The sequence below is a fragment of the Macrococcus carouselicus genome, from assembly GCF_004359515.1.
Classification (GTDB): Bacteria; Bacillota; Bacilli; order Staphylococcales; family Staphylococcaceae; genus Macrococcus; species Macrococcus carouselicus.
The window spans coordinates 328,550-347,712 of the sequence record NZ_SCWD01000001.1; the positions used below are offsets into that span (position 1 = coordinate 328,550).

At 46.2% G+C, this 19,163-nt stretch carries 22 protein-coding genes; 15 read left to right on the forward strand and 7 right to left on the reverse strand.

Annotated features, from left to right (window positions below; translation table 11 throughout):
- The first annotated feature begins 38 nt into the window (after positions 1-38).
- The gene (locus tag ERX40_RS01660; RefSeq protein WP_165980622.1) at positions 39-833 is read left to right on the forward strand and encodes a DUF4064 domain-containing protein; all 795 of its coding nucleotides are present in this window, start codon (positions 39-41) and stop codon (positions 831-833) included.
- Between the two features lie 35 nt (positions 834-868).
- Complete coding sequence (locus ERX40_RS01665; protein WP_133416761.1) at positions 869-1,276, forward strand: hypothetical protein; 408 nt, start codon at positions 869-871, stop codon at positions 1,274-1,276.
- A 37-nt stretch (positions 1,277-1,313) separates the two neighbouring features.
- Here ERX40_RS01665 and ERX40_RS01670 read toward each other — a convergent pair whose 3' ends face one another.
- Positions 1,314-1,910: a YktB family protein gene (locus ERX40_RS01670; RefSeq protein WP_133416762.1), complete on the reverse strand. Its 597-nt coding sequence runs from the start codon at positions 1,908-1,910 to the stop codon at positions 1,314-1,316.
- Between the two features lie 84 nt (positions 1,911-1,994).
- On the opposite strand from ERX40_RS01670, the gene ERX40_RS01675 reads away from it, so the two are divergent.
- Positions 1,995-2,816, forward strand: coding sequence for an inositol monophosphatase family protein (locus tag ERX40_RS01675; RefSeq protein ID WP_133416763.1), 822 nt, complete (start codon positions 1,995-1,997; stop codon positions 2,814-2,816).
- Here the strand turns inward: ERX40_RS01675 and ERX40_RS01680 are convergent.
- Together ERX40_RS01680 and ERX40_RS01685 are read right to left on the reverse strand one after the other, a co-directional pair.
- Positions 2,789-3,676 carry a hypothetical protein gene (locus ERX40_RS01680; protein WP_133416764.1) on the reverse strand — a complete coding sequence of 296 codons (888 nt, stop codon included), beginning with the start codon at positions 3,674-3,676 and terminating at the stop codon, positions 2,789-2,791. The genes ERX40_RS01675 and ERX40_RS01680 overlap by 28 nt on opposite strands.
- Positions 3,677-3,828: 152 nt before the next feature.
- Positions 3,829-4,014, reverse strand: coding sequence for a DUF5325 family protein (locus ERX40_RS01685; RefSeq protein WP_133416765.1), 186 nt, complete (start codon positions 4,012-4,014; stop codon positions 3,829-3,831).
- A 95-nt stretch (positions 4,015-4,109) separates the two neighbouring features.
- Here ERX40_RS01685 and typA point away from each other — a divergent pair, with 95 nt between their 5' ends.
- Positions 4,110-5,954, forward strand: coding sequence for a translational GTPase TypA (typA, locus tag ERX40_RS01690; protein ID WP_133416766.1), 1,845 nt, complete (start codon positions 4,110-4,112; stop codon positions 5,952-5,954).
- 1 nt (position 5,955) lies between these two features.
- The gene (locus ERX40_RS01695; protein ID WP_133416767.1) at positions 5,956-6,285 is read left to right on the forward strand and encodes a YlaH-like family protein; all 330 of its coding nucleotides are present in this window, start codon (positions 5,956-5,958) and stop codon (positions 6,283-6,285) included.
- Positions 6,286-6,354: 69 nt separating this feature from the next.
- Here the strand turns inward: ERX40_RS01695 and ERX40_RS01700 are convergent, their stop codons facing one another.
- Entirely contained in the window at positions 6,355-6,831 is a 477-nt protein-coding gene (locus tag ERX40_RS01700; protein WP_133417576.1) for a hypothetical protein, read from the reverse strand.
- Positions 6,832-6,953: 122 nt separating this feature from the next.
- Between ERX40_RS01700 and ERX40_RS01705 the strand changes: the two genes are divergently transcribed.
- A complete protein-coding gene (locus tag ERX40_RS01705; RefSeq protein WP_133416768.1) occupies positions 6,954-7,226 on the forward strand; it encodes an Fpa/YlaN family protein in 273 nt (90 codons plus the stop codon).
- 46 nt (positions 7,227-7,272) lie between these two features.
- Positions 7,273-8,469: an FtsW/RodA/SpoVE family cell cycle protein gene (locus ERX40_RS01710; RefSeq protein WP_133416769.1), complete on the forward strand. Its 1,197-nt coding sequence runs from the start codon at positions 7,273-7,275 to the stop codon at positions 8,467-8,469.
- A gap of 420 nt (positions 8,470-8,889) precedes the next feature.
- Here the strand turns inward: ERX40_RS01710 and ERX40_RS01715 are convergent, their stop codons facing one another.
- Entirely contained in the window at positions 8,890-9,801 is a 912-nt protein-coding gene (locus ERX40_RS01715) for a COX15/CtaA family protein (protein WP_133416770.1), read from the reverse strand.
- A 271-nt stretch (positions 9,802-10,072) separates the two neighbouring features.
- Here ERX40_RS01715 and cyoE point away from each other — a divergent pair, with 271 nt between their 5' ends.
- The 7 genes from cyoE (at position 10,073) to ERX40_RS01750 (ending at position 16,622) form a co-directional block, all read left to right on the forward strand.
- The gene (gene cyoE, locus ERX40_RS01720) at positions 10,073-10,987 is read left to right on the forward strand and encodes a heme o synthase (RefSeq protein ID WP_133416771.1); all 915 of its coding nucleotides are present in this window, start codon (positions 10,073-10,075) and stop codon (positions 10,985-10,987) included.
- Positions 10,988-11,018: 31 nt separating this feature from the next.
- Complete coding sequence (gene coxB, locus ERX40_RS01725) at positions 11,019-12,083, forward strand: cytochrome c oxidase subunit II (RefSeq protein ID WP_133416772.1); 1,065 nt, start codon at positions 11,019-11,021, stop codon at positions 12,081-12,083.
- A gap of 22 nt (positions 12,084-12,105) precedes the next feature.
- Positions 12,106-14,007 (forward strand): cytochrome c oxidase subunit I, encoded by a 1,902-nt coding sequence (gene ctaD / locus ERX40_RS01730; protein ID WP_133416773.1) that lies wholly within the window; start codon positions 12,106-12,108, stop codon positions 14,005-14,007.
- A complete protein-coding gene (locus tag ERX40_RS01735; protein ID WP_133416774.1) occupies positions 14,007-14,636 on the forward strand; it encodes a cytochrome c oxidase subunit 3 in 630 nt (209 codons plus the stop codon). The genes ctaD and ERX40_RS01735 overlap by 1 nt, the downstream gene beginning before the upstream one ends.
- A 1-nt stretch (position 14,637) precedes the next feature.
- Positions 14,638-15,069 (forward strand): cytochrome C oxidase subunit IV family protein, encoded by a 432-nt coding sequence (locus ERX40_RS01740; protein ID WP_133416775.1) that lies wholly within the window; start codon positions 14,638-14,640, stop codon positions 15,067-15,069.
- Positions 15,070-15,197: 128 nt separating this feature from the next.
- Complete coding sequence (ctaG, locus tag ERX40_RS01745) at positions 15,198-16,151, forward strand: cytochrome c oxidase assembly factor CtaG (RefSeq protein WP_133416776.1); 954 nt, start codon at positions 15,198-15,200, stop codon at positions 16,149-16,151.
- A gap of 9 nt (positions 16,152-16,160) precedes the next feature.
- Positions 16,161-16,622, forward strand: a complete 462-nt coding sequence (locus ERX40_RS01750; RefSeq protein ID WP_133416777.1) for a DUF420 domain-containing protein — start codon at positions 16,161-16,163, stop codon at positions 16,620-16,622.
- Positions 16,623-16,658: 36 nt separating this feature from the next.
- On the opposite strand, the gene ytvI is transcribed toward ERX40_RS01750, so the two are convergent.
- A complete protein-coding gene (gene ytvI / locus ERX40_RS01755) occupies positions 16,659-17,708 on the reverse strand; it encodes a sporulation integral membrane protein YtvI (RefSeq protein ID WP_133416778.1) in 1,050 nt (349 codons plus the stop codon).
- Between the two features lie 49 nt (positions 17,709-17,757).
- Positions 17,758-18,117, reverse strand: a complete 360-nt coding sequence (locus ERX40_RS01760; protein WP_133416779.1) for a YugN family protein — start codon at positions 18,115-18,117, stop codon at positions 17,758-17,760.
- A 99-nt stretch (positions 18,118-18,216) separates the two neighbouring features.
- Here ERX40_RS01760 and ERX40_RS01765 point away from each other — a divergent pair, with 99 nt between their 5' ends.
- Positions 18,217-19,155: a CAP-associated domain-containing protein gene (locus ERX40_RS01765; protein ID WP_133416780.1), complete on the forward strand. Its 939-nt coding sequence runs from the start codon at positions 18,217-18,219 to the stop codon at positions 19,153-19,155.
- Positions 19,156-19,163 lie beyond the last annotated feature (8 nt).

A 19,163-nucleotide genomic window follows, 5' to 3' on the forward strand; every position in this document is an offset into this window, starting at 1 on the left:
GTAATTGATAACTAAATACGGTTAAGGAGATGAAAATGATGGCAAGAAGAGAGTATACACAAACGGTAAAACCGGTCAGCAGAATTGCTGAAAAAATCTTCGGATGGCTGGCATGGCTGTCATTACTGGGTCTTTTAGGCTTTATGCTTTATTCGTTGCTGGTATCTGGCAACGATCCGAACTTTGTAAATGAGATGGAGAGACAGCTGAACCAAAGTAACGAAGCAGCACAATTACGTGACCTGCTGGCGCAGAACAACATGACTATTCAGGAATTTGTAGACTGGATTTTTAAATTTGCATGGGGCTTCCTTGCTTACATGGCAATTCCGCTTATTTTAGGCTTAGTGGGTCTGTTATCGATGAAGAAACGTATCTTAGCAGGCATGATGCTGTTGCTTGCTGGCTTACTGACTTCTCCATTATTTCTGACAGTTGCCCTGTTCTGGATTCCACTATTCTTCCTGATCGCCGCTATCTTACTGTTTGTACGTAAAGATAAGGTCATCAAGAACGAGGATTATTACCACGATCATGACACAGTGTCTTATGACCGTGAACGCACAGAGGCTCCTGTCTATGTGGACCGCGATGAAAATATCGAACGTGAACGCTATACGTATGAACCAGAGACAACAGATGTGAAAGAACGTCGCGAAGAGCCACAGGAACGTACTGTAACAGAAGAGCGTACAGTTGATCGCGTCGATGAAGACGATACTGTGACCTATCACCGCACTGGCGATGACCGTGTGAAATATGTCGACAAAACAGTAGATGCTGCAGAAGAGCGCCGTCAGAACTATAACGACCGCATGAACAACCGCGACTAGAAAAAGAGCTGAAAAGCTCTTTTTTTGCAGGGATTATGAAGAAATTCATGATTGCGGCTCTCGTCATGACCTCAGTGGTGCTGCTCTTCCCGCTGAGATTGATGATCCTCTCGTTCGACCACACATTTGTCATGGAGTTTCTGGGTGGCTGGAACCATCGAATCCGTGAGATGATTCAGGCAGAGCAGATTTCCTATTCACAGGGCATGCTGCTTATCTTCAACGAGGCGATGATGGTCAGTATGCTCAGACGTGTCGTCTATGCACTCAGCGCCTGGCTGCTGGTGTCGATTGCAGTGATTGCAGGGAGTCTGAACGCACGGAACCCTGTCGTCGTGAACTTTCTCCTGCTGCTGGCAATTGTCGTGACAGCGCCCCTGTTAGTGGTGCCGGTATTACTGCTGATCGCGCTTATACTCTATAACAGGACCCGGCGCTCATAAAAAACCTGTCGTATAACTTCTCGTTATACGACAGGTTTTATTGTAGTTCAATCAGCTGCATAAAGACCTCTTCAACTTCCTGCAGAAAAGCCTTGTCAGAGGTCAGAGCGTTATCATCCGGCTTATAGATTCTGCCGAATAGCAGTTCCCCTTTCTTGATGTTCTTCAGACGCCGGAGACCTTCAGCAAGGGTATCCGCTTCAATCTTCTCGCACGCTTCCTTCATATGATCCTTTTTCATGATGAAGTCATCGAGTGACAGGATGATATCCTTTTTCTCAGCTAGTCTGTCAGCTAGACGGGCTTTTTCAGGCGATTCGTAAATGACGCCATACAGCACGAAGACATGTGAGCTGAACAGACCGATCTGAAAATGAGGCAGCATTTTGTAGCCGCGCTTACTGGTTGAGAAGGCGACCCATGTGTCATCAGGCGGATTGGTCGTGCGACGCAAATGTTTCGCGACATGAGGATAGTAGGTCTCACCCGTATGCGTTGTCAGAAAGTCTGCAAAATAGTCGCCGAGATGATTCAGTTTGGGGCGTGTCGTTTCAATCAGAGCAGCCATCCGGTTTTCAAGGCCGTCAATCTGAAAGACATTAAAGTCATCTTGAGTAAAGTGGTACATCATCATCCTCCGTTCGTGTCTACATAGTCCAATTAATTTTGATTGGAAGTTGACTCATGTATAATAGAATTAAATCAAGGAGGAACGCTTATGTCAATATACGAATTCGCAAAATCCATTGCGCTTCTTGCGGGCGAGAGAATAAGAGAAGAGCTGTCGCAGGAACTGATCATAGAAACGAAATCCAATCCAAATGACCTGGTGACCAATATGGACAAGGCGACTGAAGTCTTTCTGGTTGACCGGATTAAAGAGACTTATCCTGACCACCATATCATCGGTGAGGAGGGTCACGGTAAGGACATCACGTCAGCAGACGGCTACCTTTGGATAATCGATCCGATTGACGGTACGTTGAACTTTGTCCATCAGCAGCAGAATTTCGCCATCTCCATCGGCATTTTCCATAACGGCGAGAAATATGCAGGGGTCATCTATGACGTCATGAACGATAAGCTGTATCATGCGGAAGCTGGGAAAGGCGCTTATCTGAATGAGGAGAAGCTGCCGATGCTCAAAAATACCGCGCTCGTCACATCGATTATTTCGATGAATCCGAACTGGCTGACGAAGGACCGTACGCGTGAGATGTATGTGCCGATCATCAGAACCGCCCGCAGTGCAAGAAGCTACGGCTCAGCTGCGCTTGACTTCGCCTATGTGGCCCTCGGCATTATTGACAGCTATATCACACTCAGGCTGCATCCATGGGATTTTGCAGGTGGACTGATCATCGCTGAGGAAGTCGGGGCGGTTGTCAGCAATCAGCTCGGTGAGAAACTTGATCCTCTTCATTCCAATTCGATTCTTGTCGCCAACCAAACGCTCCACCAGGAACTGCTGGCAGACTATCTGCTGCCCTTCGAATCTCATTTAAGGCTGATTCATAGCGGACCGTTCTCACATAGATAATAGGTCCCTTTCGTCTTACCTGCCGGACTGAAATGTTTCTTCAACAGTGAAGCGACTTTAGTGGCAGGTATTTTTTTGTTGCACCACTTGTACATGATGCCTTTTGTCAGACGGCTGTCCGGGAACAGCGACAGATATTCTCTTGCGGCCGTGACGAATGCCTGGTCAAGTGTCGAAATCTGACGGCATTTCTGGCACAGGATGAGGTGATGATGATAATTGAAGTCAGACAGCTGACCGCAGTGGGGACATCTGAGACCGTTCTGGACAGCAGCAGGAATTCTGACCGGTGCCTCCGGTGTATGGCTGAGGCGGGCGGCATAATCATTCATACTGGTATCAGGTGAAGTCATCTGACTGAAATAAGCGGAGAGGTCGTGTATGGTCAGAATCTGCTGCCTGCTGGAATGGAGGTCAAGTTCGAAGTCACGGCTCAGACAGACGCAGCGCAGCTGGATGTTCAGCGAGCGGTCCATGAGATACTGGATGCCAAGCTTCGTGCTCATCAGCTGTGCAAGGTCATCCCGCACTGTGCACGAGAAGAATTCAGTCAGCATGCCCTGATGATTGAGTGTATGAAGTCCGCGGTAATCGTTCAGCTTGAGGAGATGAATCGTTTCTGCTTCAACGAGAATAAGATTCAATGAGATTTCCTGATGATAGTCGGCATATGAGTAATGCCAGATGACATCGACTTTTTCCAGCAGTTCCTGCGGCATGAGTGTCTCGAAGTAATCCTCCAGCTCCTTCTGCTTGATGAGCGCCTGGAGTTCGTGCTGTTCTTTATCGGTTAAGGGAATTCGGTGACGCAGCGCCTCCAGCCGTTCCAGTGCCGGATAGGTCCTTTTTTTAACAATCATGTCAATCGCTCCTTTCGATTACAATTTATAATGAAAGAAGCATTCTGACAAATCGCAGAATTTGATGAAAATAACAGAAAGCACAGCAGTTTCTGATAAACTGCTGTGCTTTCGTCATATTCTGCGTAAAAATAATGAAATTTGAAGAAAAACTACAGCCAGTTATTTTCGCGGTATTTTCTCTTCAGCGTGAAACCGGCCCCGAAAACAGCGATGAAAAGAATGAAACTGATCAGCATGATGAGCAGGCTGTTTTCTGCGATGCCGGCACTGAAACCGACCATGCAGAGGACAGCAAGAACTGCCAGCAGCAGGAAGATAGATTTGCTTTTCTTCATATTAATCCCTTCGTACAGCAATATAGTATAAATCTCTGATATATGCTATAATATCACAGTTACATAATAAACTGTAGATGTGAAAGGGACATACAATGACAAATTACAGAGAAGATGTGCGTAACATTGCCATCATCGCCCACGTTGACCACGGTAAAACAACCCTAGTAGACGAACTATTAAAACAATCCGGTATTTTCCGCGCAAATGAACACGTAGAAGAACGTGCAATGGATTCCAATGACCTTGAAAGAGAACGTGGTATCACTATTTTAGCGAAAAACACTGCAATCGATTATAAAGGAACACGTATCAATATCCTGGACACGCCAGGTCACGCCGATTTCGGCGGAGAAGTTGAACGTATCATGAAAATGGTGGACGGTGTCGTTCTTGTCGTTGATGCTTACGAAGGCACGATGCCTCAGACGCGCTTCGTACTGAAGAAAGCACTTGAACAGAACCTGAAACCTGTAGTTGTCGTCAACAAGATCGACAAACCGTCAGCACGTCCTGAAGCAGTTCTTGACGAAGTCTATGATCTGTTCATCGAGCTTGATGCCAATGATGAGCAGCTTGACTTCCCGGTCGTATACGCAAGTGCGATCAACGGTACTGCAAGTCTCGACGCCAGCCAGCAGGATGAGAACATGCAATGTCTGTATGAAACAATCCTGGAATATGTACCGGCTCCGGTCGATAACCGCGATGAGCCACTCCAGTTCCAGACAGCACTCCTTGACTACAATGACTACGTCGGCCGTATCGGTATCGGCCGTGTCTTCCGCGGTACGATGGAAGTCGGTCAGCAGGTCGCGCTCATCAAAATTGACGGCACAGTCAAAAACTTCCGTGTGACTAAGATCTTCGGTTTCTTCGGATTAGCGCGTGTCGAAATCGACAAAGCTTATCCGGGCGACCTGATCGCTGTATCAGGGATGGAGGATATCAACGTCGGTGAAACAGTGACACCGGTTGACCATCAGGAAGCACTGCCGGTACTGCGCATCGATGAGCCGACCCTGCAGATGACATTCTCAGTGAACAATTCACCGTTCGCAGGTAAAGAAGGGAAATTCGTCACAGCCCGTAACATCCAGGACCGTCTTGAGTCACAGCTTGAAACAGACGTATCATTACGTGTTGAATCAGTTGGACCTGACGCATGGACAGTATCAGGGCGTGGTGAACTTCACTTATCCATCCTGATTGAGAACATGCGCCGTGAGGGCTTTGAACTTCAGGTATCCAAACCGGAAGTCATCATCAAAGAGATTGAAGGCAAGAAATATGAGCCATATGAACGCGTACAGATTGATGTGCCTGAAGAGAACACAGGTTCAGTCATCGAATCACTCGGAACACGTAAAGGTGAAATGGTGGATATGAGCACATCAAACGGTCAGACACGTCTGATCTTCAACGTACCTGCACGTGGCCTGATCGGTTACCGTACAGAGTTCATGTCTATGACACGCGGTTATGGTATCCTGAACCATACATTCGATGAATACCGTCCGTACCTTCGTGGTCGTATCGGTGGCCGTCACAATGGTGTCCTTGTCTCAATGGACAAAGGGGTTGCAAGTACTTATGCGATTCTGGCACTTGAGGACCGCGGTACCAACTTCATGGAACCGGGGACTGAAGTATACGAAGGCATGATTGTCGGCGAAAACTCACGTGACAATGACTTAACTGTCAACATCACAAAAGTGAAAGCGGCAAACAACATCCGTTCAGCGACTAAAGAACAGACCACTACAATGAAAAAACCAAGAATCATGACACTTGAAGAAGCGCTTGAATATATCAATGACGATGAATTACTTGAGGTGACACCTGAGTCCATTCGTCTCAGAAAGAAAACGCTTGATAAAGCACAACGTGAACGTGAGCAGAAGAAAGCAAAAGCTGCGTCATTAGCGGAAGAGGAATAAGATGCTCGGCTTAAGTAAAGGTGTCAGCACGAATCCGTCCGAACGTCTGTCATTTCTTGCGAAGCTCTTTCAGGTGGATACACATCCACAGCAAGGGATGTGGATGCTTCTGATTGCCATCTTTATCTTAAGTGCGATTGTCTATCACTTAGGCTTTGCGCGTAAGCTGAAGCTCTGGCAGAATATCGTCATCTACGTTCTGCTGTTTCTCGGCTGTATCCTGCTGACGTTCCTTGCGGTCTTCCTGCCGGTGGGAGAGAGTCTGATACTCGCTGCCATCGTCTTCGGTCTCTATAGACTGAGACTGCATAACGAACGAAAAGAGAAATAGAATGAAAGGCCCGCACAGCGCTGTGCGGGCCTTTTAATATGGGTTCGGGAACCGTGACAATGATATCGATCAGATCACTTCTATCGCATTGACGTGCTCGATTTTCTGACTGTATTCACCGTCATACAGAAAGGCATCGACCATACCGTCCGCATACAGACGTTTGCCGTCCTTTGAGAACTGGAAGAAGAGTTTACCGACATCCTCCAGTCGGATATCTTCATGCTCGCTGCCGTTTGACAGTCGGATGACTGTCGCATCAGCTGCGGGTTCTGTGATCTTGATGAAAGGTTCGAGGTTGATGACATAGGTGCTTTCCAGCAGCTGCTGTTTCTTATATTTTTTCTCCGAATTCAATGTCGGGGGTTTCGCGCCGCCCTCCAGGATGTCACGGTTCCACGCTTTATTATCCTTGAATGAAATCGGCTCAACCCCTGATATTTTACCGGCTTCCATCTCCTCGATGGTCACTTTGCGGTCATCGAAGATCCATGTGGATGGATCAAGTGTAATTCTGAATCTGACGTTACCTTGTATTTGTATGATCAAGTCATTCACTCCTTCAGCCTTATTCTATCATAGCAGCCCTGAGTCATGTACTTTTGCTTGATTTTTAGGGAGGGCTACTATAAACTTTTAAAGTATAGAAGAAAAAGGGGTGTATGTCTATGGAAACAATTGATTACAAACAACAGGCATATGACCAGCTTAATCAGGATGCAGAAAAAATACTGCAGCTGATCAAAGTTCAGATGGATAACTTAACGATGCCCCAATGCCCGCTTTACGAAGAGGTCCTGGATACCCAGATGTATGGTCTCAGTAAAGAGGTTGAGTTCGCTGCCAAGCTCGGGCTTATTGATAAAGAGTTTGGAAAGACCTTGTTATCCGGCCTGGAAAAAGAGCTTTCCAAGCTGCATGATGCATTTACAAATGTCTAGAGCGTGTGCTTTAGACTATTTTTTATTAGAATTGAGTGGTTGAACTGTGAATCAAGTAAGAAGATTCTTTAAATATATAAGAGATTATTCCAAGTATGTCGACTTCTCACTGCTCATCGCCTATATCGTGCTCTGTCTGATCGGGCTGGTGATGATTTACAGTGCGAGCATGATCGGTGGTCCGAGAGGCATGCTGTCCGGCGCCGGTGCTGTCAGCTCGACCTATTTCTATAAGCGGCAGCTGTTCTCGATCATCCTCAGTTTCGGCATCGTTTTCTTTATGACGTATTTTATGCACATCAACATCATCAAGAATAAGCGGGTGCAACAGGGATCTATCTTCGCCGTACTGGTGCTGCTCGTCCTGACGATGCTCTTCGGTATTGAAGTCAATGGCTCCAAGAGCTGGCTGCCGACAGGCATCATGATGATACAGCCGTCTGAATTCCTGAAGATTGTGACCATCATCTATCTCGCCTACATTTATGACAAGAAGAAGAACCTCAATCAGATGAGTGTTGATCTGGTGTCACCGATTATTCTGATCGGTTTCTGTTCAGGGCTCGTTCTGCTGCAGCCTGACTTCGGGTCGACGATGCTGGTCTTTATGATCGTCATCTGCATCCTGATGTACTCAGGTATTGCGTTCGGCACGATGGTCAAGACGGCGGGCGCGCTGGTGGGTGTGGCCTGTCTCGCGTTCCTCTATAGTTTTGTCACGAACGGCAGCCTGCTGACCCCTCACCAGGTCGCGCGTTTTGAAGTGCTGAAGAATCCGTTCAAGGATGAGAGCGGTATCGGCTATCATCTGTCGAACTCACTCATGGCGATCGGCAACGGCGGACTGTTCGGTCGCGGTCTCGGCAACGGCATTATGAAACTCGGCTATCTGCCGGAACCGCATACGGACTTCATCTTCGCGGTTATCGCAGAGGAACTGGGGCTCGTCGGTGTCATTCTCATCATCGCGCTGCTCTTCTTCATCGTCTACAAAGGCTTCTTGTATGCAGCGCTTGCAACGTCGATGTTCTATCGTCTGATCTGCATCGGTGCGGCGAGCTATATCGGCATCCAGGCGTTTATCAACCTGGGCGGTGTTGTGGGTCTCATACCACTGACGGGTGTACCGCTGCCGTTCCTCAGCTACGGGGGTTCCAGCATGCTCAGTCTGTCGATTGCAATCGGTCTCCTGCTGATGGCTTCCAAGCATGTCAAACAGGAAGCTGAAAATAACAGGCGATAAGTGACCGTCTTATGGCGGGTCGCGTCAATCATCTCGTTCTTATATTAAATTATAATAAACGTGTCAGCAGGGCTGGCATGTTTTTTTAATTAAGGTCAGCCTGCACTGAAGACGCGACCAGGTGATGTCGTCGACTTCAAGGCAGAACTGGAAAGTATAGCAATCCTTGATTCCCGGCTCTTCTTCTACGCAATGGAGAAAATGGATGTCGTCAGCATCACGATCGAAGAAGGTAAGACACTGATATCAGCATCGGTCACGTTCATGCCGATGGTTCCAGGTGGGTCTATCTTGATATGAATGGTACGCCGCGTAAATGATAGGTCAAGGATATCAGTGTAGAGGCGGGCGGTTCAGTCAAGACCGTCTCGTCATAGAAGACTAAAAAGACACCCCGCAGAATATGCGGGGTGTTTCGATTTATTGTCTGAGCTTAGCTCTCGAGATCAGCAAGATGAAGTAGCAGAGAAGTCCGAACAGCAGGGTGATGAATAAGGCATGGAGCAAGGCGATATAAAGATTGAGTTCAGTGAAAACAATCAGTGCACCGCTCATCACCTGCAGGCAGATCAGCATGAATGCAGTCAGATAACCATATTTGATCACTCTGTACTGTGCGTAGTTCTTAACAGCATGATAAGTGATATAAGCCAGCCATATGAAGAGTATACCTGCAAGTGTGCGATGACTCATCTGGACCCATTCATAGAAATTCTGGGGCAGCTGGAACTGTCCCTGCTGGCAGAGTGGCCATGTGGAGCAGGCAAGACTTGCCTTCGTATGGCGGACAAGCGCACCGCTGTATATGACAAAGTAGATATAGCTGGTCAAAGCGACCGTGTGATAGCGCAGTTTATCATGGATGATGATTTTCTTCGCATCGAACTTCTGGTCGATTTCAAATATGAGCAGCATCAGGAGAAAGACAGCACTGAAACTGATCAGCGAAATACCGAAGTGAAGCGCCAGAATAAATTTATTCTGCTGCCAGATGACCGCAGCTGCGCCGATCAGCGCCTGTGCGAAGATAAAGGCGATACTCATGAAACAGAGGAATTTAGTCTCCCTTTTATAGCCGATATATTTCATGCTGAGGATGACGAGCCACGTCACAGAGATCAGCGCAAGACCGGATACACCGCGGTGCGCAAGTTCAATCAATGTTTCCTTCGGGATATGAGTCGGCACGATTTCGCCGTGACAGAGCGGCCAGCTGTTACCGCAGCCATCTGCTGAACCCGTTTTTGTCACCAGCGCGCCGCCGATCTGAACAAACAGCATCAGTATGGTTGTGAAAACTGAAAGCCATTTAAGATTCTTTTCTTTTAACAAAGCATTCACCTCAAAAAATTCTTAGCGGTCATAAAATTCGCAGTCTGCGGACCTTCTATATATGATAAAATAATAATTGGATAACAATGAATCAGTCCTAATCTATAGTATAGCAATGTTTAATCACTGTAAATGTGTCACCTCTGTGAATATTGCGTCTCAATCAATTACAGTAAAATGTTATCATTTAATTTCTGAAATATATAGAATTTGTGTCAATTTTGATTTATTATTGTTATTATATGCGTCAGGTGTGTAAAGGAGGCTGGAAATGCTTAATGAAAATATCATCAATCCCGTTGATGATAGCAGGTTAACAGTGAAGGATATCAAAGCTGTAGTCAAACTGGGACTCGTACAGGGCAACCTGATTCCGACTTTTGCCGGTGGATGGCTCGCGATTGTACTGACAGGTCAGTCGTTTTTCGGCAGTCTGCCTGAACTCCTCGCCATGTTAGCGGGTTCTATTCTGATTATGAGCGGTAGTTGTGCATTAAATAACTTTTACGATCAGGATATAGATGCTCTGATGCCCAGCAAGATGAACCGACCGAGTGTAACAGGTAAGATTGACAGTAAGCAGCTGTTGATCTTAAGTCTGGCACTCATGGTACTGGGTGAGGCACTGCTGTTCTCCGTCAATATGACGACAGGTCTTATCGGCTTTCTCGGCATATTCGGTTATGTGGTCCTCTATTCTGTGTGGTCTAAACGTCATTTAGTGTCAAATACGATAATAGGAAGTTTTCCTGGAGCTATACCCCCGCTGATCGGCTGGGCCAGTATAGATCCCCATTTATCGAAGACGGCATGGCTGTTATTTATTATCATGTTTGCCTGGCAACCCGCTCATTTCTATGCGCTTGCGATCAAGCGTAAGGATGAATACGGCTTAGCTGACATTCCGATGCTGCCCACAGTCAGAGGTTTTGCAAGAACACGTCTTGGCATGCTGTTCTGGGTGCTTGTTCTTCTGCCGACGCCGTTTTTCATGACGGAACTTGGCAATGTCTTCATCACGCTTGCGACGATGCTGAATGTCGGCTGGCTTATACTTACACTTTCAGGCTTCAGAAATGGAGTCAAGGAAGCGAAATGGGCTATGCAGATGTTTATCTATTCTTTGAACTATCTAATGATATTTTTTGTTATGATAGTTGTAGTTACTTTAATTCAAATGATTTGATTATGAATGAGTGAAAGAGGGGTTATTTTTAATGAGCAAATTAAAGAACACTAAATTGTTTGGCTTGTTTTTTGTTCTGGCTATGGCTTTATCAGGCTGTGGTAAACCGTATTTATCAGTGCTTCGTCCGGCAGGGGAAGTAGCACAGGAACAATTTAATCTCATGATGCTTGCTGTTTATATCATGATTGTTGTCATCATTGTTGTTGTCATTATCTTCATACTTGCAGTATTTAAATTCAGACGTGGAAAAGTCGGAGAGAACTTCATGCCGAAACAGGTTTCAGGTAACCATAAGCTTGAAATCATCTGGACAGCTTTTCCGATTCTTTTACTTCTTATCTTAGCGATTCCGACTGTAACACTGACTTTCAAATTAGCCGATACGAAAGCGATGGATAAAGTAGATGAAAAAGGCAAAAACAAGGAAATGATCGTCAATGTAACAGCGAACCAGTACTGGTGGGAATTTGAATATCCTAACCAGCAGATTGTGACTTCTCAGGACCTTGTTGTACCGACTGATACAAAGGTATACTTCAGATTACATGCTGCTGACGTCAAGCACTCATTCTGGATTCCGGCTGTGGGTGGTAAGATGGATACGAACGTTGATAATATCAACAAATTCTACTTGATCTTCGACTCCAAAAAAGCGAAGGATGCAGATAATGTCTTCTACGGCAAATGTGCTGAGTTATGTGGACCTTCTCACGCACTGATGGATTTCAAAGTTAAAGCGATGGATAAAGCTGATTTCGATACTTGGGTCAAAGATATGCAAGGTGTTAAAAAAGCGGTAGCAGCGACAAGTGACTCAGCTAAAGAAGGGGAAAAAGTCTTTAAGCAGTCATGTATCGGTTGTCACGCGGTTACACCGACAGGTAAAGGGGCTAAAGGTCCTAACTTAACGACATTCGGTGAGCGTACTCGCATTGCAGGTGTATTGGAGCATAACGAAGAAAACCTGAAAAAATGGATCAAAGATCCTGACAGCATCAAACCAGGTAACAAAATGACGGGTCAGTATAAAGTATCTGACAGTGATATCGATGCACTTGCTGCTTACTTGATGGAACGTAAAGTCGAGAACTAAAGTTTAAAGGGAGGTTACACAATTGTCTACACAAGCTAAAAGAGGTTTTGGTGCAACAATCAAGGAATATTTAACGACTGTTGACCATAAAAAAATCGCAATTCTTTACTTGATTATGGGTGGTCTGTTCTTCGCACTGGGTGGACTCGAAGCGATGTTCATTCGTCTTCAGCTCGCAGTGCCTGAAAATGATTTCGTGTCAGCAGGACTTTTCAATCAGATCATCACGATGCACGGTACTACAATGATTTTCCTGGCAGCGATGCCATTATTATTCGCATTTATGAATGCGGCTGTTCCACTTCAGATCGGAGCGCGTGACGTCGCGTTCCCATTCCTGAACGCGCTTGGTTTCTGGTTATTCTTCTTCGGGGGAATCTTCCTGAACTTATCATGGCTGATGGGCGGTGCTCCGGATGCCGGCTGGACATCTTATGCATCACTTTCTCTTGCTTCACCAGGTCACGGGATCGATTTCTACGCACTGGGTCTACAGATTTCAGGTGCGGGTACATTGATTGCCGGTATCAATTTCCTGGCAACAATCATCAATATGAGAGCACCAGGGATGACATATATGCGTATGCCGCTGCTGACATGGACAACATTCGTTGCGTCAGCACTGATTGTCTTCGCATTCCCACCGCTTACTATCGGTTTATTCTTACTGATCTTCGATAGAATGTTCGGTACTGGATTCTTCGTTGTCTCTCAAGGTGGTAACACGATCATCTGGGAACACTTATTCTGGATTTTCGGTCACCCTGAAGTTTATATCTTAGTATTACCTGCCTTCGGTATCTTCTCTGAGATTATCCCGACGTTCTCAAGAAAGCGTCTGTTCGGTTACTCAGCGATGGTCTTCGCGACAGTACTGATCGGTTTCTTAGGCTTCATGGTATGGGCTCACCATATGTTCACAGTCGGTCTTGGACCTACAGCGAACGCGATCTTCGCGATTGCGACAATGGCCATTGCCGTACCGACAGGTATCAAAATCTTCAACTGGCTGCTGACCATCTGGGGTGGTAGCATCGAGTTTACGACACCAATGCTTTACGCACTTGCATTCATTCCCTCATTCGTCATGGGTGGGGTAACAGGTGTGATGCAGGCATCAGCACCAGCTGATTATCAGTACCACGATTCTTATTTCATCGTCGCTCACTTCCACTACGTGATCGTCGGTGGTGTGGTGTTCGCATTACTTGCAGCACTTCACTTCTACTGGCCGCTCATGTTCGGTAAGATTCTGAGCGAAAAATTAGGTAAGCTGGCATTCTGGATCTTCTTCACAGGATTCCACTTAACTTTCTTCTTACAGCATTTCCTGGGCTTGATGGGTATGCCTCGTCGTGTATTCACTTACTTACCAGGACAAGGTTACGATACCTTCAACTTGATCTCTACAATCGGTGCACTTTTAATGGCTGTGGCTGTTATCATTACACTGATCAATATCATCATGACAACTGCTAAGGGTCCTAAAGTCGGACGCGATGCATGGGGCGATGGCCGTACACTTGAATGGTCATTACCACAGCCTGTACCGTTCTACAACTTTGCACAGACACCACTTGTTCGCGGTTTAGATGCATTCTGGTTAGAGAAAACAAAGGGTAACGGCGAAATCCTACCGGCTGAATCATTAGGTGAGATTCATATGCCTAACAATTCTATCCTGCCGTTCATCCAGTCACTCGGCTTATTCGTTGCAGCTTTCGGTGCACTTTACTTCGCAGATGGCAAAGAGTGGGCACTGAACGCAGTCAAAGATCTGCCGGTTCAACCTTGGGCGCCATTTGTTCTTGCTTTAGGTCTACTCATTACAGTAGGCGGTATGATCGCTCGTTCGCTGAAAGACGACCATGGTTACCATATCACTAAAGAAGAGTTGATTGAGTACGAAAGAGGTGTGAAATAATGGCACATGTTGAAGAGAAAATGACAGTTGAAAGATGGCCAAGTCACCCTGAGACTGCATCGCTTGAAGGTAAGAATAAATTCGTCGGCTTCTGGATTTTCCTTGGCGGAGAAACTGCACTGTTCGCCTCATTATTCGCGACTTACTTAGCACTGAAAGACCAGGTACCGAGTCAGGATCACCTGACAGCACAGCAGCTTTTCCACTTACCGCTTGCGTTTGTCATGACGATGTTACTTCTGACATCTTCATTGACAAGTGTGTACGCGATGTATCATATGAAAAACTATGACTTCAAGAAAATGATTACATGGATCATCGTGACAATTTTACTTGGTCTCTGTTTCCTGGGACTTGAAATCTATGAGTTTGTCGAATATGTGCATCAAGGCCATACGTTCCGTTCAAGTGCATTCGGTAGTGCCTTCTACTTCTTAGTCGGTACGCACGGTCTGCACGTACTGATCGGTCTGGGCTGGGCCGTTCTGCTTGTCATCCGTAATATGGGTCGTGGTTTATCTGTCTATAACGCAGCGAAGTTCAATACTTTCTCGTTATACTGGCACTTTATCGACGTTGTCTGGGTATTCATCTTTACAGTAGTCTACTTGTTAGGGGTGTTAGGATAATATGACAAACAAAAACGAGCATTACGTTACTGAACACGTCAAAGTGAAAGATGTCGACACTGTTGAGCAAGCTGAAATTCATGAAGAACATATTGTACACACTGAACCAGCATTCAATAAAGCGAAATTTGCTTACGAAAGACGTAACCGCACAGCTGAGATGAGACAGCAGGTCACTACATTCGCTATCATGATCTTCCTGACATTCATCGCGTTCGCTATGGTGGCAGCAGGTCTTGATAAAGCGATTGTACTGCCTATCCTGATTCTACTGGCCTTCATTCAGGTCATCCTGCAGTTCTTCTATTTCATGCACATGAAACATGATGGGCACGATGTACCGAAACTGTTCATGCTTTCCGGAATCTTCATCGCTTTTTCATTTGTCGTCACTGCACTTTATCTCGTGTGGCTCGGCGATCCACTTAAATAATAGATGACACCACTGATCTTCATCAGTGGTGTTTTTTTAAAATGACATAAAACGTTCGTTATTCAGGGCATCCAAGACTTTGAATTTGTCATATAATTGACATAAGATTATATATCTGGAGTGATTATATGAATAATTTGAGTTCCGTCTCAATCTTCGGTTTCTTTGCCAACTGGAGTCCTTTCTATCTGGTGGCTCTGATTTTTGTGACGGTTGTCTACTTTCTTACAGTGACGAAATGGCGCCGTGATATACCGGGTAACAGACCGCTAAAGCGCAATGAAGTGGTGCTGTTCATTCTCAGCATGGTTCTGCTATATATCGTCAAAGGGAGTCCGGTTGATCTGCTCAGTCACATCATCTTCAGTTTCCATATGCTGCAGATGGCGATTCTCTACTTGATGATCGTACCGCTTCTGTTCTTTGCCATCCCTAGTTATCTGATTGATTATGGGGTATCCCGTCCCTATATCAAGCGAGTATTCGGCGCGATGACGAATCCGGTTTTTGCCATCATCTTCTTCAATGGCCTGTTCAGTATCTATCATCTGCCGGTAGTACTGGATTACCTGAAGCAGAGTGCGACGCTGCATTCCCTGTTCACGCTTCTGCTGTTCGTTGCAGCCGTTCTGATGTGGTATCCCGTCTTCAACAGAACGGAGCTGCCAAGAAAACAGATCTCTGGCCTGCAGAAACTCTTCTATATTTTTATGATCGGTGTGCTCTTGACACCGTCATGCGGTCTGATCATCTTCTCGCAGCATCCGATGTATCAGACTTATACAGATCCAAAAGCCTGGCTCAGTGCGATGACACTCTGTGTACCGCAGGGGACGCTGGATAGTATTATGAGCACAACGAATATTTCCGGTCCGCAGTACTTCACGAATATGTCACCGCTTGAAGACCAGCAGACGGGCGGCGTCATCATGAAAGTCATGCAGGAGATATTCTTCGCAGTGATGCTGTTCTATGTCTTCTTCAACTGGCGCTGGTCAGAAGGCCGTGATGAGGAAGCGACGACGCAGAGAAGTCTTGAAGCTCGTCAGAAAGAACAAGCATATTTCAATCAATTCAGATAGGAGTCTACTATGAATTTACCGATTTTACCTACTATCAGTACATCATTCATTGTCATCAGTGCGATTCTCGTCGCGATCGGCTGGTATTTAATCGCCAAAAAGGATTACGAAGGGCATAAGAAAGTGATGCTTGCCGCCGGTGCCAGCGCACTGACGTTCTTCATCATCTACGTATCACGTACATTATTCATCGGCAACACTTCATTTGGCGGGCCAGACAGTATCAAGATTTATTATACGATCTTCCTGATTTTCCATATCACACTTGCGACGACAGGCGGCGGACTCGGACTGACCATGATCTGGTCAGGGCTGAATGACCGTCTGAACATTCATCGTAAATTAGGACCTGCGACTTCTATCATCTGGTTCTTTACGGCCATTACCGGTGTAGCCGTCTATCTGCTGCTCTATGTATTCTACAAAGGTGGCGAGACGACGTCTGTGTTCAAAGCCATCCTGGGTATCTAATGAAAATGCCGTCCTCATGATTGAGAACGGCATTTTTTATATTCTGAAGTTTGTTTTGATGGCACCTGACTCAATGAAGGTCACGATGAGGAGGAGCAGGATCGGTCCGATGAAGAAACCGATGAAGCCCATCAGTTTCAGTCCGATATACATGGAGATCAGTGTCGAGAGCGGGCTGAGACCGACGCCGTTACCCATAATCTTCGGTTCAAGCACTTTACGCTGTACAAGCAGGAAGACGGAGAGCAGTGCCAGCTTGAGAGCCGTGATATTATCACCGGTGATCAGTTCGTAGAGCGTCCAGGGTATGGTGATACCTGTCGCACCGATGATCGGCAGCAGATCGACCACACAGATAATCAGGCTGAGGACAAGCGCATTCTCAGGCATGATGAACAGTAAGCCGATAAATGTGAACACCCAGGTGATGAACGACAGGATGATGGCGGCTCTCAGCATACCGAACATGGAGGTGCTGATTCGTTTCCAGACCAGAAGACCGCGAGTGTAGGTCTTCTCATATGTATGATGACGGATGAACTGTTTCAGTCGAGGTACTTCCAGCATGAAGAGAAAAAGGGCCACCATAAAGACGAGTCCGGAGATGATCAGCTCAGGCAGCATCGAAATGAAGGCGGTGATATTCTGGACACTGAAGTAATCCACAATGCCATCCCGCATGGACAGCAGGAACTTCTGCACCTCACTGTTCAGTGAAGCTGTGATACTGGACGGCAGCACATGGTTGAGTCTTCCTTCAATATTTGACCAGGCGGCAATCAGGCTGTCCGCTTTAGCGGGTAAGTTCCGGGCAAAGTCGATGACGGCTTCTGTCAGTTTGGTCAGTACCAGATAGAGGCCCAGCAGGATCAGCAGCAGAATACCTGAATAGAGCGCGGTGACACTCCACTTACGGCTGCCGAACTTGATTTCCAGCCTTCTGACCACCGGTTCCAGCACAAGCGCCAGTATCAGTGCCGTGACGATCGGGATTGAGATGGGCAGGATGTAATAGAAGAACAGAATCGCCACTATAATGAAGATGAAAACAGTGATATTTCTTTTTGTCAAATAGCGTTTAAACATAGCAGCACCCCACAATAGATAATAAAAAAGACGTGGCTAAATCCACGTCTTAGGCAAGTATTTCATGAAGATCATTGCTGATGCTGATGATTGTACGTTTACAATGTTCAACCACTGCAGGAGGGAAATGTTCGTCCTCACCGTACTCGATGCCTGTCGGATAATAGTGTTTACCCAAGTAAGGATCCATCATCTGAAGCTTTGCATTTCTTGCACCAACATCGCCCTCGACTGCGTATCCTGGAAAACGAAGATAGAAGACACCTTCTTCAACCTGATATTTCAAATCATAAGTAACACGTTCGAAATCCCAGTGTCCACCAAGATTAAGGCCATGTTTATTCATAACGTGCTGAATAATATTCTGATCAGCGACGACGTTCTCTATACCTGAATTGTCGAATACCATTTAATAAACCTCCCTCAATATGCTCAACTCTAATTTTATGACAAAAAGAGCCGAGTTGCAATCAGATATTTATTTATGTGGAAATAATGTATAATATGAATGACTAAGCGTACGGAGATAGCGATGAAGAATTTAGTGATCAAGATGGGTATAGTGTTATTGTTGGTCATCGGTCTTTTAATGTTATTCTACTCGACTGATGATTTTAATGAACTTGAAGAGAAGGAAAATACAGCAACTAGAGAAGTGAAGCCGGTCAACCCGGTGCTGACTGAAGGGGCCGGTTCATATGTCGGTAAGGATATAGATGACTGGACAGAAACTTATGGTTATCCGGAACGTATATATGCTGCTGATAATAAGTATCAGCACTATATATACAGACTGGCGGATGCTTTCTACGATGTCCGGGTGCGGGAGCGTCAGATCGGTATGATCTATGCGACGGGGGTTGAAGCGGATATCGCGCCCTTAAGCGTCAATCAGCGTGCCGCTGAGATTTATCAGGGCACTTCCATCAACACAGAACCCGTGATCAGAACGGCGGACGGTGATTATCATCTGGAACTGTCAGAGGCGGATATGAAGACACAGCTGCTCATCAGGTACGGTAAGGTCTACATGCAGGTCTATATCGACAGACTGTCAGGCAGAGTGATGGCCGCCCGCTTTATGACGCCTGATATGCTGGTGCAGATGCAGCCCTATACAGCGCACTTGAACGGCCGGCCGCTTGAGCGTACAATAAAGAAAGTACGGCCTCTCCTGCAGCAGCTGAACGAACAGGAGACGCTTACAGCCGTCATCAATATGATGCGTGCTAACTATGAGGTCCACAATCTGACTGCAGCTGCCAGCGTTAAGCCGCTGTGTCAGAGTCAGGGAGCTGCGCTCAGCAGCGGTAATGGCTATGATGCAGCGGAAGTGGTGAATGACTGGTTGAACAGCAGTGACCGCGATATGATGCTGAACAGTCAGTACGACAGAATACAGACAGCAGTTAAGGGCTGTTATGCAGTCCGTTATCTGAATGAATAAGTGAGGGC